This window comes from Moheibacter sp. (assembly GCF_049672845.1).
Lineage (GTDB): Bacteria > Bacteroidota > Bacteroidia > Flavobacteriales > Weeksellaceae > Moheibacter.
On sequence record NZ_JBATWT010000005.1, the window covers coordinates 244,910 to 262,576 of the forward strand.

The following is a 17,667-nucleotide window of genomic DNA, read 5'->3' on the forward strand; positions in this document are numbered from 1 at the left end:
ACGTTCATTATAAACTTCGGGTTATGAAAAATCCATTGACTGCTCAGATAAAAGATTCTCATGATGAAATGAAATCATGGATGAATCACATGCACCAACATCCGGAACTTTCCATGAAAGAAGCCGAAACCGCTCAGTTTATCGCTGAAAAGATGAAATCTTTCGGGTTTGAAGTGGCAGAAGGAATCGGAAAATACGGTGTGGTGGCTTCGGTAAAGAACGGTGAGGGAACTAAATCCATCGGGTTGCGGGCAGATTTCGATGCACTTCCCATTCAGGAAGTAAATGATTTATCTTATAAAAGTAAAAAAGAAGGAGTTGCACATCTTTGCGGACACGACGGACATACGACAATGTTGCTCGGAGCAGCGAAATATTTAGCCGAAACCAATAATTTTAACGGAACAGTACGGATGATTTTTCAACCCGGCGAAGAAACCATGGAAGGCGGACCTGCAATGATTCAAGATGGTTTGTTTGAGAAATTCCCGGTTGATGCGGTTTATGGAATGCACAATATGCCCGGGCTGGAAAAAGGAAAATTCTATTTCAGAGAAGGCGAAACGATGGCGGCAGTGGATAATTGGGAAATCGAACTGACTGGAAAAGGAAGTCACGGCTCTATGCCCGAACTTTCCATTGACCCGGTGGTTTGTGGTTCTTCACTTGTGATGGCCTTGCAAACGATTGTTTCACGAAATGTTTCACCATGGCAAAATTCGGTAATTACAATCGGAGCTTTCTTATCGGGAAATGCCGGAAATGTAATTCCCGCCAATGCGATTCTGCGTATCAACATCCGAAATATGGATCCTGAACTGCGAACCAAAGTCCTGAATCGCATTCGCGAAGTCGTCAAAACACAAGCAGAATCTTATGGCTGCGGGTATGAAATCCGGGAGGGAATTCCGGGAGCTGTTTTGGTCAATACACCTGAAAATACAAGTTGGGCGGCCGATGTAGCGCGGAAAACTTTTGGTCAGGAAAATGTAGTTTACAATATGGATCCGTATATGGGAAGTGAGGATTTCGCCTTTATGCTTCAGCAAAAAAAAGGGAACTACGTAATGCTTGGAAATGGCGATACGGAAATGGTTCACCATCCGGAATATGTTTTTGACCAAGATATTTTACCGCTCGGTGCGGCATATTGGGCTGCTTTGGTTGAAAATTATCTTCGCTAAATTCGGATTATGAAATTTAAAATTTCGGGATTTTTTCTAATCTGTTTTTCTTGTTTGTTTGCCCAGACGTTTAAAATCGTTGATTCTCTCAAAATTGAAAGCCGTGACAGCATTACCGATTTCGGAACTGATGATTTCCATAATATTTATTTCATTCGAAATTTTAATGAATTAAACAAAATCGAATTTCAGAGCCGACAGCGAAAAACATTTTCCAATCATACAGTTTTGGAGAATCTGAACACACAAAATGTTTTACAAATCACGCTAAAATCTGATTTTTTCAAACTTTTGGTGTTGGATAACCAATTGAATAAAATTCAGGATGAAATAGAATTTCCGATAGAAACCAATTTTTCACCGACGCTCACAGCCTTGGTGGACAATAATTATTTGTGGGGCTATGATCCCGTTTTACAGAGGTTGGTTTTGTGGAATTACCGGGACAAAAAAGTATTTAGGCAATCGGTAATTTTGAGCGAGAAGACCGGGGATGAATTTTATTCGGAACTTGTTTATCATCAAAATAAAATTTACCTGATCGGATTTAAAAAAATTCTGAAGTTTGACGAATATGCCAACCTCGAATCCGTCATTCCATTCCGGGAGTTTGAGCAGATTTATCTTCAAGAAAATAATATTTACTATTCTATTGAAAATCAATTATTTAAACTTGATTTAAAAACACAAGACACTACAAAAATCAAACTAAATACAAGTTTTGATTATTTTTCCATAAATAACCGATATCTGTTTGTGTTAAAGGGTAAGGTTGTTTATATTTACGATTTCCATAAAAATCTATAAAATGCACATTGCCATCGCTGGAAACATCGGAGCCGGAAAAACAACTTTGACTCAATTACTGGCCAAAAACTTTCGCTGGAAACCTCAGTTTGAAAGTGTTGATATGAACCCCTATCTCGATGATTTTTATAACGATATGGAGAAATGGGCATTCAATCTTCAGATTTATTTTTTAGGCAGCCGTTTTAATCAGATCAAGGAAATCAGAGAAAGTGGCGAAAACATCATTCAGGACAGAACGATTCACGAAGATGCGCATATTTTTGCAAGTAATCTTCACGATATGGGACTGCTGATGACGCGTGATTATGAAAATTACCTTACGGTTTTCAACCTGATGAATTCTTTTGTCCAGGCACCGGATTTATTGATTTACCTGCGCGCTTCCATCCCCACGCTGGTTCGTCAGATTCAGCTTCGCGGACGCGAATATGAAAGTTCCATCAGTATTGAATATTTAAGCAGATTGAATGACAAATACGAAGAATGGGTGAAATCCTATGACGAAGGAAAACTGCTGATCATCGACGTGGACAATCTGGATTTTGTCAATAATGCGGAAGATTTGAGTTTTATCTACGATAAAGTAGATGCGGAAATCAATGGTTTATTTTAAAAAATCAATCAGATAAAAAAAGACGGAATTAAAATCCGTCTTTTCTATTTCTGTTTGATTTTTTTTAGAATTTATAAGCTCCTCCTACACCGATTGTGGTAACTCCGGAAAAATTTCTGTGTGGAACTTCTGTTGCATCAATTCCACTGCCAAAGCTTTTAATGTACACAAATGCCTGGAAGTATTCATTTTGCCATCCTGCTTTTGGCTGAAAGTAGAATCCACCATCATAACCTTTACTCAAACTAAATGCATACCCTAAATCTACCGCACCAAAGAATTGTTCTAAAAAATCATATTGCGCGCTTGCAGCGATAGGCAAAATCGTCAAACTTTTTGTTTTATAAATAGTTCCGGGTTCATCTTTTCCGGTAAAAATATCAATCCCGGCAATTCCTCCAACGTGAAGGTTTTCCATCACCGGATACAAATAGGAAACTTCAGCACCAAAATTAACACCAAGATAATCAGTCACATCGCCAACCGGAACCCCAATGTGTGCGCCTGCCTTCAATCCTTCCTGTGCGTTTACTGATCCCAATCCGATTAGTGCCAGAGCAGCACTGAAAATCATTTTCTTCATATGTTTATGTTTTATGTTTTGTTTTTTTAGAATTATTTTTCGCTTGTTAAAATATTATACAATTCGTTTGTTTCTCTTTCAGCATAAGTCGAATCAATCATATCTGCAATTCCAAGCAATTCGCTTACAAATTTGAACTGTCCGTCTATATTGTTTTGTTCTCTCACATCTACATTTCCGTCTCTGTTGAACTGCTGATAAGATTCAATCAGTTTGTCACGAACCGGTTTGAATTCAGTATTGAAAAACTGAAGCGCTCCGGCAGTATCGTTCTTTTTCAGGAGTTCGGCAACACGTCCGTAAACCATCAGTGAATAATCACTTCTCGCATCCGACAAATCGCGGGCTATGGTATAGCGGATATTGTCAGGCAATGATTCATAAAAACTGATTTTTTCCATCAGACGTTGCTTGGCGGTGTCTATCAAAGCTTGTGCCTTTTTTGTTTCGCCAATTGCGTTATAGGCTTGCGCAATTCTTTCTGTACTTAGCCCGTAATCATATCTCGGCTGGTCAGGAATCATTTCCATTACTTTGTCCAATATCTCATTGGCTTTGGCTTTGTCGCCACGTGCCGTAAAATCATCGGCAAGTCGTATGGCGATGTTGCGATAAGTATTGGTGTAATTTCTATCGGTATTTGAAAAGGAAGCATTGTCCAGATTATAATTTGCCCATTTAAAGGTTTGGAAACTTTCATACATTTTGTCGGTATTGCTTCTTCCCAGCTTCCCTCCTTCTCCAAATCGCGTATAAATCGGAATCAGACGATAAGAGAATCCATTGTTTTCCAAATAATCGCTTAACCAGAAAATATTGGCAGGATCGGAAACACCGCCACCGCTGAAATAAATCGCTCTGTCCCAATTGTATTCGGCAAACATAGAAATCATCAACAATTCTGATTTGTATAATTGTCTTTTTCCAAGTGTAATGGTAATATTGTCCACGATTTTATCGGCATCTTTTGGTGAAACAATTCCGTATTTCAGTGCATTTTCCTTATTAACCGGAATGATGATTTTATCTACCGGTAAATAATTCACAGCTCCAACCGGATATCCGAAATAATCAGCCAGTGCAGCTTTTGCCGGATTTTTATTGTCCATCAAAAATTCAAATGCTTCTTTTGCCGTCATACTGTCTTTGACCAGATATTTTTCAAGCGGTTTTACCGAATTGTACAACTGCTGAATTCCAGCCGGATCATATCCCGGATCAATCAGATATTGCGTGATTTCATTCGGCGGAAGACTCATGATTTCTGCCACACTCAGCGGTGCATCTTCTTTGATGATGCTGTGAAGTTCACCAAAAATAGATTTGATATTTCCGGCTACGACCATTATGTTGTCGTTTGTATTTAACTGATAATCTGTGTACTTCAATTTAGATGGGAGCGCCGGCGCATTATAAGTTTTTCGCAATGATTGTTCAATGTTCCACGGCGAACCCAAAAGTGTATAATTGACAATTTTCACATCATCTCGAAACAATTCGGTTTCCTGCAATCCCCAAAGCGGATAGGTGTCATTATCGCCATACACAAAGAGAATCGAGTTTTTGTCCAAATTATTCAGGTAATTATAGGCCAAAGCATAAGCACCTTCTCTTTTGGAACGGTCGTGGTCATCCCAATTCTGAAAGCCCATCAACACAGGAATTGTAAGGCAAAGCACCGAAACAATCACCGAAACGGTTGGGGTTAATTCTCTTTTTCTGAATTTTTTAATCAATAAATAAATACCTTGAACACCAAGTCCGACCCAGATTGAAAACGCATAGAAAGAACTTACCAGCGCATAATCTCTTTCTCTTGGCTCAAATGGCTTTACACTTGTATAGAAAATAATTCCGACACTGGTCAAAAGGAAAAGTGAAAGAATTGCCCACCAATGCGTTACATTTCGGTTTAACTGAACAAAAAATCCAATCAGCCCCAAAATAAGCGGCAACATAAAGTATGCATTATTTCCTTTGTTTTCTTTGTAAACTGCCGGAAGTTTGGACTGGTCGCCCAATCTGGCGTTGTCGAGAAAAGGAATTCCGGTGATCCAGTTGCCCTTTGTCACTTCCATATTTCCTTCCCAGTCATTTTGCTTTCCGGAGAAATTCCACATAAAATAGCGGAAAAACATATAGTCCAACTGATAATCCATAAAGAAATTAAACTGTTGCCCAAAGGTTGGCGGCTGAATATCCAGCAATTCCGCATTGCTTTTCAAATCGGCAACACGCAAGGTTCCGTCATGTCTTTTTTGTAATAATTCGTTGAATTTTGTCTCTGCAATTTGTCTTTTCTGTGCCCTGATTTCAGGATGATCTTCCATATTATTAAAAAAAGCAGCGTTGATGGTGAATTCGGGAAATCCATACATCGCTGCATAATTTTCCATTACATCGGGAAGGTTGTTGTACATTTTTGGAAAGAACTGTTCGTGTTTTTTATTGTACACATAATCCTTTCGGTCTGAAACCTTAATATATTTCTTGTCTCCTTTGACGTAGTTTTCTCCTTTCACATAAGTTTCATAATTGCCGCTGGGTGTAAGTGCAATTCCGTCATCTGCGAAATGCGCCGTATAAGCCGGGCCATAAATCGTAGGCCAGTCGCCATACTGCTCACGATTAAAATAATCCAGCATTCCCAAAGCCGTATCGGGGTCGTTCAGGTTCATATGCGGATTTGCATTGGCACGAATTGGAATTACCAACCAACAGGAAAATCCAATCAGCATAAAAGCAATTGACAAAACAATTGTATTTCCGAGTTTCCAGTTGTATTTTTTAGTGTATTTAAATGCCAGATAAAAAAACAGCGCCAGAATAATTCCGGCTACAACAGTCCCCGAGTTGAAAGGCAAACCAAAGTTATTGACCACATAAATTTCGGTTTTACCGAAGAAAGTCATTATTGAACCAAACAAAACTTTGAAAACAAATCCCAGGAAAAGTGCCGTGATGATATTAGCAATTATAAAACTCTTGATATTTAATTTATAATTTTTGGCATAATACATATAACAAACCGCCGGCAAAGCAAGAATCGCCATCAAGTGGACACCGGTTGCCAATCCGATGAAAAGCGAAATCAACAAAAACCATTTATTTCCTCTCGTCTGGTCTGACTCTTCTTCCCATTTGCAACCCATCCAAATCAAAGCTGCAGTAAAAAGAGATGCCATGGCATATACTTCACCTTCAGCTGCTGAGAACCAAAATGAATCACTAAACATAAAAACCGCTGAGCCAACCAAACCACTTCCCAATGTAATCAATGCTTGAGATTTGGACAAAGCAGTTTCGTAAGGACTTTCAATGAGTTCATTTTGTTTGGTAACAAAGAACATTCTTCGTACAAAATGAGTAATTGTCCAGAATAAGAACATGATGGTCAACGCACTGCAAATTGCCGACATAGAATTAATCACAATTGCGTATTGGCTTCCGTCACCAAATGCCATTCCTGCCCAAACCGCACCAATCAGTTGGAACAATGCTGCACCAGGCGCGTGGGTTACACCAAGTTTGGCCGATGAAACGATGTACTCACCACAATCCCAAAAACTGAGTTTGCGCTCCATCGTCATCAAATACACAAATGATGCAATGGCTAGCATTACAAATCCAAGAAGATTGTTCCATTTTTTGAAAGGAATATTCATTTTGTCAATTTTATCATGCGAAAATAAGAACTATTTTGTTCTTTAAACGCCTAATGAAATGTAAAAGTATGCTGAGGATGAAAGATTCAGAATATTAATTCTTCATTAAAATTTAAAAAAACGAGATTTCAAGCAAAAATTGTTTAAATTTGCTTGGCAAAAAGCAATGCCTTTATCCGATAAAATTATTCAGGAAGCTATCACTTTTGATGACGTCCTTTTAGTCCCTTCTTATTCAGAAATTCTTCCCAATCAGGTTTCACTGAAAACACGTCTCACAGACAAAATCCAGTTGAACATTCCTTTGGTTTCTGCTGCAATGGATACCGTTTCCGAATCCAAACTTGCCATAGCTCTTGCACGCGAAGGCGGACTTTCTTTTGTTCATAAAAATATGTCCATCGCAGAACAAGCACACGAAATCGATGCAGTGAAACGCTCAGAAAACGGAATGATTTCTGACCCTATTACACTTTCGCGTCACCATAAACTGAGAGACGCAGAAGAACTAATGCGTCATTACCGCATTTCTGGACTTCCGGTTATTGAGGAAGACAGAACTCTTGTAGGAATCATTACCAACCGCGATATCCGTTACCAGACAGATATGGAACAATTGGTAGAAGACGTAATGACAAAACAAAATCTGATTACTTCCGACATCAATACCGACCTCAACAAAGCCAAAGACATTCTGCTGAAAAATCGTGTGGAAAAACTTCCGATTGTGGACAATAACTTAAAATTAATCGGACTGATTACTATCAAGGATATTGACAATTTATCGGAATTCCCAAATGCCTGTAAAGATGCGAAAGGAAGATTGCGAGTAGGCGCAGGCGTGGGCGTGGGCGCCGAAACCATGGATCGCGTTCAGGCATTGGTTGATAAAGGAGTTGATATCATCGCACTAGATTCCGCACACGGACATTCGAAAGGAGTAATCGACAAAGTAAAGGAAGTTAGAAATGCTTTCCCGGAACTGGACATTGTCGGAGGAAATATCGTAACCGGACTTGCCGCAAAGGATTTAATCGAGGCCGGTGCAAATGTTCTGAAAGTTGGTGTGGGTCCGGGATCAATTTGTACAACTCGAGTAGTCGCGGGCGTGGGCGTTCCTCAGCTTTCAGCGATTTATGATGTTTACGAATATGCGCATTCCAAAAATGTTTCGATTATCGCCGATGGTGGAATCAAACTTTCAGGTGACATTGTAAAAGCCATTGCTTCAGGCGCCAACTGTGTGATGATCGGAAGTCTGTTTGCCGGAACGGAAGAAGCACCGGGCGAAGAAGTGATTTATCAGGGACGAAAATTTAAAACTTATCAAGGAATGGGATCTCTTTCCGCAATGAAACGCGGAAGTAAAGACCGCTATTTCCAGTCCGATGCCAATAAACTTGTACCCGAAGGAATTGAAGGAAGAGTTCCTTTCAAAGGTTCCTTGTCAGAAGTCGCTTATCAGCTTTGTGGCGGACTACGTGCCGGAATGGGCTATTGTGGAACTCCTGATATTGAGTCTTTGATTAAAAATGGTAAAATGGTAAAGATTTCAAATGCCGGACTTGCCGAAAGCCATCCGCACGATGTGATGATTACGAAAGAAGCTCCCAATTATTCGAATTAATTCATTTAACTTGTTAAAAAGTTTAGTACATAAAAAAGGGTGACTGAGATTTTCGAAGCCACCCTTTTTATTTATTTAATTAGGATATTTAAAATTGCCAACCAGCTGTTAGCAAAAACATTCCTGTATTATTTTTGACTTCTGCTACATAATTATGTCCGGCATTTAACGGAAGTGCCGCCAAATAAACATCGCCATTGTCATAATCTACGTATTCTCCGTTTCCAAAAACATAATCATATTTTTGATTCTGGAACTGATAAGCCGCATCCAGATAAAATCCACCAAAATCATATCCGGCTCCTATGCTGAAACGATTGGTATCTCCCCGAAATGCTTTGTCGAAATTTTGGGTAACCATATTTCCGTTTCCTAAATCTGCATCCAATGTAATTTCATCATAAGGACTTTGCACGAAATTATAACCGCCACGGAATCTGAAATTGTTCAGACGATATTCCAGTCCGGCTCGGATTTCACTGCTCGATTTAAGGTAATCATCAAAAAATGTATTCGTTCCAGCAAAATCACCCGAGGGCATCAATTTGGTGGAACCATTCATATGCAATGTATAGTCTACATTCAGCGCAAGAGATTTAGCGAAAACTGCTCCCGCACTCGCCACCAAACGACCGTTTGCATTCCTGTCATATTGACTATAGTATAAATCGTAATGATATGTTTCGCCGAAAGGCAGATCGGCATAATAAGTTTCTTCAATATTTCTGTACCAAACCGGACTGTGATACGCAAGTCCCAGACGAACATTGTCATTCAGTTTTCCTATCACACCGGCACTTAACGAAAAGCCCTGAGCGGTTGAAGCGTATGGAGTGCCGTTAAGGTCATAACGATAAACATTGCTGTTTCCTGCTTCACCGATTGTCTCTTCATCAAAAACAACATAATTATCATATCGGGTGTCATGAAAATTGAAACCCAACCCCATATAAATTCTGTCATTATAGCTCGCGCCGAAATCGAGTGACATTTTGGTTTTATATCCCACGACTTCGTCATGGTATCCGTCCATCACATAGGTTGTATATTCTTCCGGATCTTCATTGGTCATATAAGTTGCGGTTATATTATCATTTCGCCCCATACGAATCCAATTATCGAGTGATTGTTGCGAATATTTAATTCCGATTGCAAAACGATTCCAGGCACTGTTCGGATTATGGAAAACAAAAGTTCCGCCTACATTTTGAAACATAGCTGAATTATCATCAGACTCAAAAGTATTTCCAAATTTGGTTTCGTTTTTATAGGAATTAATCCCCAGTGTCACATTGACATCAGAAGCAATCGCAACCGCCAAACCAGCCGGATTTTGCTCAACTGAAGAAATATCCCCACCCAAAGCACCCATTGCTCCACCCATACCAATGTAGCGTGCACTTCCGGCATTGATTTCATTTGAATAGGCTGATATGGAATTTATGTCCTGAACTGTCTGGCCCTGAACCATCCCGGCCACGACCACCAATCCTGCAAGTATTTTTTTCATGCTCAATTTATCTCTAAAATCTTTGATTATCTTCTACCACCACTTCTGACTCCACCTCCTGACGATGAGCTTCTGCTTGGAGAAGAATTCATATTGGAACTGCTTCTCGAAGGAGTACTATTTGAGTTGGATCGAATATTGGAATTTGAATTCCCTCTAATGTTTGAATTAGAGTTGGTTCTGATATTGGAATTTTGATTTGTACGAATATTAGAATTTGTATTTGTTCTGATGTTATTATTCGTTCTCACCGGTGTGTTGGGCCTTACATTTTCAGGCGGTGTCTGACGAACAGGTCTAACTGTATTATTGTTCTGTTCAGTTCTTACACTATTGTCCACAGATGTACCACGAGTTGGTCTAACGGGTGTATTTCCCGTACTTTGTGAAGTCACATTATTATCTCTTAGATTTCTAACAGGTCTTACGGGTGTGGATTCTGAGCGAACGTTATTATTTCTGACAGTAGAGTTACCGTCACGAATAGATCTGCTATCATTTCTTAAGCCATTTGTGTTGGTTCGAAATGGTGAATTATTACGATAAGGAGTTCCATACGACAGATAACTGCCGGGACGAACACCTGGATTTACAGAAGTTCCTCTGTAGTAATATCCGGGATATCCATGATAGCCGTAATATCCGCCATAGCCGTAATACCCGCCATAACCATAGTATCCGTAGTAACCACCCCAATAAGGGTTGCCCCAATAAGGATTGTAGCCGTACCATCCGTTCCATCCCCAATAAGGATTTCCCCAATAGCCTCCCCAACCCCATCTCCAGGAGCTGTACCAGCCACCCCATCCCCAGGAATTATAACCCCACCAAGGATTACTCCAACCATAATTGTTGACGGTAATGTCCAAACCATCATATCTTCCCCAATCTGTGGTGCCACTAGAAGCTACATAAACATTACTTCCGCCACTATAGATGTTTACATCTTGAGAAGTTTGAGATTGAGCGGTGGTTTCATCATAATAAAAATCTTCTGCCCCATTTCCATTTGCATCGAAATAAGGACTTCCAACTTGAATATCATAAGCATTTGTGTCTTGACTCTCGCTTACATATTCTACTTGACCGTCTTTTGATGGACTATAATAAACACCGTCAGTTTCCCCACTTGCAGCTGCAGTTGATTGAGATGAAGCACAGGAAACCACTCCAAATATCAAAGCTAGCACTCCAAAGTATTTGAAGATTTTTTGAGGATATGTGTAAACTTTACTCATTTTTATCTCTTTTACCAATTAGTATTCTTTAAATTTGCTTCCTGAATTTCAGGAATTCTCCCTAAAATTAGGAAATATTATTAAAATGGCAATTACTATGCCAATTAAACATATGTTAAACCCGCTAAATGTTAAATTTTAAAGATGGCAAAACTTACGTCAAGAAGTGAGGATTACTCCAAGTGGTACAATGAGTTAGTGATTCAAACCGGTATGGCAGAAAACTCAAAAGTGAGAGGATGTATGGTAATCAAACCATACGGCTATGCAATTTGGGAAAAAATGCAACAGGAACTGGACAGAATGTTCAAAGAAACAGGACACCAAAACGCTTATTTTCCGCTTTTTGTACCCAAAAGTCTTTTTGAAGCCGAGGAAAAAAATGCAGAAGGTTTTGCAAAAGAATGTGCGGTGGTTACTCATTACCGGTTGAAAAACGATCCGGACAATGAAGGAAAACTAATGGTTGATCCAGAAGCCAAATTGGAAGAAGAACTCGTGGTAAGACCTACATCTGAAGCCATCATCTGGAGCACTTATAAAAACTGGATCCAATCGTATCGTGATTTACCGATTCTTATCAATCAATGGGCAAACGTAGTACGATGGGAAATGCGCACCCGATTATTTCTCCGTACTGCCGAATTCCTGTGGCAAGAAGGCCATACGGCACATGCTACCAAAGACGAAGCTTGGGAAGAAACAAAAAAAATGCTGGATGTTTATGCAGAGTTTGCAGAGGGATTCATGGGAATTCCGGTAATCAAAGGAGCCAAAACACCAAACGAACGTTTTGCAGGCGCAGAAGAAACTTTATGTATTGAAGCGCTTATGCAGGATGGCAAAGCACTTCAAGCTGGAACCTCACACTTTTTAGGTCAGAACTTTGCCAAAGCTTTTGATGTGAAATTTGCTTCTAAAGAAGGCTCACTGGAATATGTTTGGGCAACTTCCTGGGGTGTTTCCACACGTTTAATCGGTGCTTTGATCATGACACATTCAGACGATAACGGTTTGGTTTTACCTCCAAAGCTTGCTCCGATTCAGGTGGTAATTGTGCCGATTTATCGCGATGAAAATCAAAGAAACGCTATTTCTGAAGTAGCTGAAAAATTAGTAAATGAACTGAAAGCCAAAGGGATTTCCGTTAAGTTTGATGATGATGACAATGTAAAACCGGGTTGGAAATTCAATGAGTATGAATTGAAAGGTGTTCCGTTAAGAATTGCAATCGGGCCTCGCGATTTAGAAAACGGTCAGGTTGAAATAGCAAGAAGAGATACACTTGAAAAATTCTTTGAAAAACTTGACGGTCTTGCCGAAACAATTGAGCAAAAGTTAGAAGAAATTCAGGAAAATATATTCAACAAAGCTTTTGAATTCCGTAACAATCACATCACGGAAGTTACTACTTATGAAGAATTTAAAGATGTGCTTGAGAATAAAACCGGATTTATTTCGGCTTATTGGGACGGCGATTCGGAAACAGAAGAGAGAATCAAAGCTGAAACAAAAGCAACAATCCGCTGCATTCCCTTTGATGAGGCGGATTTGGAAGGAAAAAATGATTTCTATTCCGGCAAGCCTGCTAAATTCAAAGTTTTGTATGCAAAAGCTTATTAAAGTTTAACAAATAATTATTATATTCGTGTTTCATTTGGCTTAATATTGGATAATTAAAAACAAAAAAATTATGAAGAAGGTTTTATTAATTGCATTTATGTTTGCTTTCGTGAGTTTCTCGTATGCTCAGCAAAAATCAAGTTCAACAAATTCGGTTGCAAAAACTGAAAAGAAGAATAATTTTGATGAATGGAGCAAAGATTTAAACTTATCAGCAGCTCAGCAAAAAGAGATCAAAGACATTCAGCAAAAATATCAGGAGAAAAAAGTGGCAATACGTCAAACCGGAACACCCGCTGATTTCAAAAAATTAAACGCAGAGCAGGATGCAGCAGTTATGGCTGTTCTTACACCTGAGCAGCGCAAAAAAGCTGAGGCTTATCAAGCCAAAAAAGTAAAAGAAAAGGAAGAGAAAGCAGCCATTAAAACAGCGGTGAGGTAATCTTTTTACTTATAAACGAATCAATGCCTTCTAATTGGAGGCATTTTTATTGAAATTAATAGAACACACAATGTTAGCCAAAAGAACACTTACTTACACATTCCTATTGTTTGGAATTTTCGCATTTGCACAAAGTCATACACTTAAAGGTAAAGTAACAGACTCACAAAATAAACCACTCGAATACGCAACAGTTTCTGTTCAGGATCCCGAAACCTTTGATGAAATCGCCGGGAATATCACTGATGCCAACGGAAACTTTGTCCTAGACGACGTTCCTGCCGGAAACTTTATTTTATATATCGAATCCTTTATGGGCAACATATTTGAAAAGCCTATAGAAATAACTCAAAATCAGGATCTCGGAATATTAAAGCTAGAAGAAAATTCGGTAGTAGCCCTTGAAGGAGCTATCATCACTGCCACCAATCCCATGTACAAAATGGAATTGGATAAAAAGGTCTATAATCTTTCACAGGATCTTTCTGCCAAAGGAAGCTCACTTTCAGATGCTCTACAAAATGTTCCTTCTGTGCAGGTAGATGGAGATGGAAACATCAGTCTGAGAGGAAATGAAAATGTACGTATTCTCATTGATGGTAAACCTTCCTCACTTGTGGGGATTTCTGATCCGGCCACAGCACTTCAAAATTTACCTGCCGATGTGGTAGAACGAATTGAAGTGGTGACCAATCCTTCTGCACGATACGAAGCTGAAGGAAGCGCCGGTATCATCAACATCATCCTAAAAAAAGGAAAACTTCAGGGATTTAATGGCTCCGTAAATATTAACGGAGGTATTCCCGCAACAGCAGGTGTTGCTGCCAACCTCAATTACCGCACAGGTAAATGGAACCTTTTTACAAATCTGAGTTACCGTTATGCAGAGAGACTGAGAAAAGGGAGTTCTTATACCACACGTTTTAATTCAGATGGGATTCCAAGGTACGAGGACATGAACAATGAATCCACGCGTATCAACAACGGATACAATATCATGTTGGGAACCGAATACTACCTGGATGACAGAAATACATTTACGGTTTCCGGAAATTTCAGAAACGGAAACAATGAAAACAATTCTGAACTAAGATATACCGATTTTGATTCCAATTTAATTGAAACCGCGAATTCGATCAGAACTGAATATGAAAAAGAAAAAGATTACAGTGCAGAAGGAAGTTTAAACTATAAACATGAATTTTTAACTCCCGGGCATGAATTCAGTATTGACGCAAGAGCTACTTATTCTGCTGAAACCGAAGACGGCGATCTACGAGAAATCGGGAATCTGGTGAATTCAACAGAACGTTCTTTCAGTTCAGAATATCAGAATCGAATCATCATTTCTGCTGATTATGTGTATCCATTTGGCGAAAAAGGCCGTTTTGAGTTGGGAGCAAGAGGAGAAATGGAAGGTACTCTGACCGATTTCAAAGTGGATAGTCTGTCTTCAGAAGGATGGACCTCAAAACCCGAATTCTCAAACCGTACTGATTATCGTCAGAACGTATACGCTGCTTATGCACAGTTCGGACAAGGATTTGGAAACTTCTCGTTCTTCGCTGGTTTACGTATGGAAAACTCAGATATCACTGTAAAATCCATTCTGAACGAAAGTACAACACGAAAAAATTATGTGGATTTCTTCCCAAGTTTATTTTTGAATTATGAATTTGAAAATGAAGATCAACTTCAAGTAAGTTACAGCAGAAGGGTAAGACGTCCGCGAGGATGGGATCTGATTCCGTTTACCTCTTATTCCAATAATCGTAATTTATTTATGGGAAACCCTAACCTGAATCCTCAATACACTGATTCTTATGAATTATCTTATGTCGCAAAAGTCGGAAAACTGATGATTACCCCCAACGTATATTATTCAAATACGCAAGACAACATTCAAAGATATCAGTCTATCAATGAAAACGGAGCTTTGGTTACAAGACCTATCAACGTAGGGACAGAGTACCGCTATGGAGGGGATCTAACTTTCACCTATCGTCCATGGAGATGGTGGAACATCATGGGTAACGTAAACCTTTTCGGATATAAAACTGAAGGGCAATACACGGATACCTATATAAATCCGACAACAGGTGAAACAATTGTTAAAACAACAAACTTTGACGGTGACGGATTCAGTTGGTTTGGAAGGCTGAATAATAACTTCACCTTACCTGCCAAATTTTCTGTCCAGTTATCTGGAAATTATCGTGCCGGTATGAAGTCAGCACAAAGTGAACGCAAACCGATGTATTCAGCAGATCTTTCCATCAACAAGGATTTATTTAATGATAATGCCACCATCACTTTGAGCGTTCGTGATTTATTCAATACGCGTAAATTCGAAATGGAATCATGGGGAGAAGATTTTTATCTGGAAAGTCAAAATCGATGGAACGTTCGTTCAGTGAACCTGACTTTTACATATAGATTTAATCAATCCAAAAGAGATCAAAGAAGAGAACAAAGAGAAAACAACGCCGAATTTGAAATGGAAGGTGCCGGCGAAATGTAAATCTTTACATATTCCTAAGAAATAAAAATGAGGCACTTTTAAAAGTGCCTCATTTACTTTTTTTTAATAGATACTATTTAAACTTGATATCAAATTCCATTCGCAATTGAATACCGTTAAACTCCTTTATGGATTTTAAATCCTGATAAAGCTGATAATATTCTTTGCCAAGTTCTTCCTGCAAAACTGCTTTTGTTTGGGTGGTCTGATATTCCTGTAGAAATTCCTCCAATCCACCTTTTCTGAACGGATAACTAACGACTGAATATTTATCAATTTCAGCTTTTGATGCAGCCGCTTCAATGGCATCCTCCAGTGTTCCGATACGATCCACAAGTCCAAGCTCAACAGCCTGTTTACCCGACCAAACTCTTCCGCCTCCCAACGAATCAACCTGTTCAAAGGTCATTCCCCTGGCTTTCATAACGTGACCGACAAATATTTCGTAAACGTTTTCTGTCATCGCTGTCATGGTCTCTATACCAGTTTCGCTCATAGGTTTGAATGGAGTTTTCAGAAAATCTGAATTCTGATTGGTATTGACATAATCCGTTGTGATACCAATATTATTAACCAACTTCTGCACAGAAGGAATCATACCCAGAACACCTATAGAACCTGTAATAGTATTTGGACTTGTAAAAATCGAGTCGGCTTCCATGGCAATATAATATCCACCCGATGCCGCAACATCACCAAATGAAACCATCACCGGTTTTTTCTTGCGCAATTCGCGAAGTTCATATAAAATTTCTTCAGAGGCATCTGCACTCCCGCCCGGCGAATTAATTCGTAACACCACTCCTTTTACTTTGTCATCTTCTTTCAGCTCCCGGATTGCTTTTTTATAAACTTCAGACTGGATTCCTGAATAAGATTCTCCGGGCATGATAGTGCCTGAAGCATACAAAACCGCAATCTGGTCTCTCCCCTTTTCCGGTTTTAGTGTAGATGCATAATCTTTTAAAGAAATAGTATGTTTATCCAGAACTTCTTTGATGGTTTCATCTTCTTTTATTTCTAATTCTAAGCGATTTGCCAATGCTTTTTCATATTCGGCTTCGTGAAGGATTTTATCCACTAATTTATATTGCAGCGCTTTTTGCGGGTCGAAACTGAACAGACTATCTACCGCTGTATTGAACTCTTCCGTACTGATGGTTCTTGACTTTGCAATACCAGAAGAAATATTTCCCCAAACATCATTCAAAAGTACTGACAACTGTTCACGGTTTTCTGGTGATAAATCTTCACGCATATAAGGCTCAACTGCAGATTTGTAAGCACCATGACGTATCACTTGAAAATCAATTCCGTATTTATCTCCGAAATTTTTAAAAAACATCACCTCTGCGCTCATTCCCTGAAGCAGAACCATTCCGAGCGGGTTTTGAAAAATTGAATCGGCAACCGAATTGATTGTATAACCGCCTTGAGTGGAATTATGTGAATAAGCATATATAAATTTACCTGAATCTTTGAAATCTTCCAAAGCATTTCTTATATCGGTCATCTGAGTAGTTCCCCCATTAAAGCTTTCGACTTTAAGACTGATTCCTTTTATTTTATCATCCTCTTTTGCAGCTTCTATGGCAAGGATCATATCTCTGAAATAAAGATCAGAACCAGGAGGGGGAGCAAAAATACTTACTTCATTATCCATAGAACTTTCCTTGACTGGAGCATCAAATGTAAGTTCCAGTACAGAACCGTTCTTAGGGCCTTTGGACTGAAACATACTTCCCATCATTGAAAAAAGGATAATCAACCCAAATGTTGCGGCTATAAGTGTAAAGGTCAGGAAATTACCCACAATTACAGCAAAAACATTTCCAAAAAATTTTTTCATTT

At 39.1% G+C, this 17,667-nt stretch carries 12 protein-coding genes; 7 read left to right on the forward strand and 5 right to left on the reverse strand.

Features of this window, described 5'->3' with window-relative positions:
* Window positions 1–23: 23 nt before the first annotated feature.
* The 3 genes from WBF63_RS01265 to WBF63_RS01275 are packed head-to-tail and all read left to right on the forward strand — an operon-like array spanning window position 24 to window position 2,607.
* Window positions 24–1,184 carry a M20 aminoacylase family protein gene (locus WBF63_RS01265; RefSeq protein WP_424367867.1) on the forward strand — a complete coding sequence of 387 codons (1,161 nt, stop codon included), beginning with the start codon at window positions 24–26 and terminating at the stop codon, window positions 1,182–1,184.
* A 9-nt stretch (window positions 1,185–1,193) separates the two neighbouring features.
* On the forward strand, window positions 1,194–1,991 hold the full coding sequence (locus WBF63_RS01270; protein WP_424367868.1) for a hypothetical protein: 798 nt from the start codon (window positions 1,194–1,196) through the stop codon (window positions 1,989–1,991).
* Between the two features lies 1 nt (window position 1,992).
* Entirely contained in the window at window positions 1,993–2,607 is a 615-nt protein-coding gene (locus tag WBF63_RS01275) for a deoxynucleoside kinase (protein ID WP_424367869.1), read from the forward strand.
* Window positions 2,608–2,671: 64 nt separating this feature from the next.
* On the opposite strand, the gene WBF63_RS01280 is transcribed toward WBF63_RS01275, so the two are convergent.
* The gene (locus tag WBF63_RS01280; RefSeq protein ID WP_424367870.1) at window positions 2,672–3,190 is read right to left on the reverse strand and encodes a hypothetical protein; all 519 of its coding nucleotides are present in this window, start codon (window positions 3,188–3,190) and stop codon (window positions 2,672–2,674) included.
* Between the two features lie 32 nt (window positions 3,191–3,222).
* Complete coding sequence (locus tag WBF63_RS01285; protein WP_424367871.1) at window positions 3,223–6,855, reverse strand: protein O-mannosyl-transferase family; 3,633 nt, start codon at window positions 6,853–6,855, stop codon at window positions 3,223–3,225.
* Window positions 6,856–7,021: 166 nt separating this feature from the next.
* On the opposite strand from WBF63_RS01285, the gene guaB reads away from it, so the two are divergent.
* Window positions 7,022–8,482: an IMP dehydrogenase gene (gene guaB / locus WBF63_RS01290; protein WP_424367872.1), complete on the forward strand. Its 1,461-nt coding sequence runs from the start codon at window positions 7,022–7,024 to the stop codon at window positions 8,480–8,482.
* Between the two features lie 88 nt (window positions 8,483–8,570).
* On the opposite strand, the gene WBF63_RS01295 is transcribed toward guaB, so the two are convergent.
* Both WBF63_RS01295 and WBF63_RS01300 read right to left on the reverse strand, forming a co-directional pair.
* The gene (locus WBF63_RS01295; RefSeq protein WP_424367873.1) at window positions 8,571–9,992 is read right to left on the reverse strand and encodes an OmpP1/FadL family transporter; all 1,422 of its coding nucleotides are present in this window, start codon (window positions 9,990–9,992) and stop codon (window positions 8,571–8,573) included.
* A 26-nt stretch (window positions 9,993–10,018) separates the two neighbouring features.
* Entirely contained in the window at window positions 10,019–11,230 is a 1,212-nt protein-coding gene (locus tag WBF63_RS01300; protein ID WP_424367874.1) for a hypothetical protein, read from the reverse strand.
* A gap of 144 nt (window positions 11,231–11,374) precedes the next feature.
* Here WBF63_RS01300 and proS point away from each other — a divergent pair, with 144 nt between their 5' ends.
* From proS to WBF63_RS01315, 3 genes are all read left to right on the forward strand, one after another.
* Entirely contained in the window at window positions 11,375–12,853 is a 1,479-nt protein-coding gene (gene proS, locus WBF63_RS01305; RefSeq protein ID WP_424367875.1) for a proline--tRNA ligase, read from the forward strand.
* Window positions 12,854–12,923: 70 nt separating this feature from the next.
* The gene (locus WBF63_RS01310; RefSeq protein WP_424367876.1) at window positions 12,924–13,295 is read left to right on the forward strand and encodes a hypothetical protein; all 372 of its coding nucleotides are present in this window, start codon (window positions 12,924–12,926) and stop codon (window positions 13,293–13,295) included.
* 70 nt (window positions 13,296–13,365) lie between these two features.
* Complete coding sequence (locus WBF63_RS01315) at window positions 13,366–15,816, forward strand: TonB-dependent receptor domain-containing protein (RefSeq protein ID WP_424367877.1); 2,451 nt, start codon at window positions 13,366–13,368, stop codon at window positions 15,814–15,816.
* 73 nt (window positions 15,817–15,889) lie between these two features.
* On the opposite strand, the gene sppA is transcribed toward WBF63_RS01315, so the two are convergent.
* Window positions 15,890–17,665: a signal peptide peptidase SppA gene (gene sppA, locus WBF63_RS01320; RefSeq protein WP_424367878.1), complete on the reverse strand. Its 1,776-nt coding sequence runs from the start codon at window positions 17,663–17,665 to the stop codon at window positions 15,890–15,892.
* Between the last annotated feature and the right edge of the window lie 2 nt (window positions 17,666–17,667).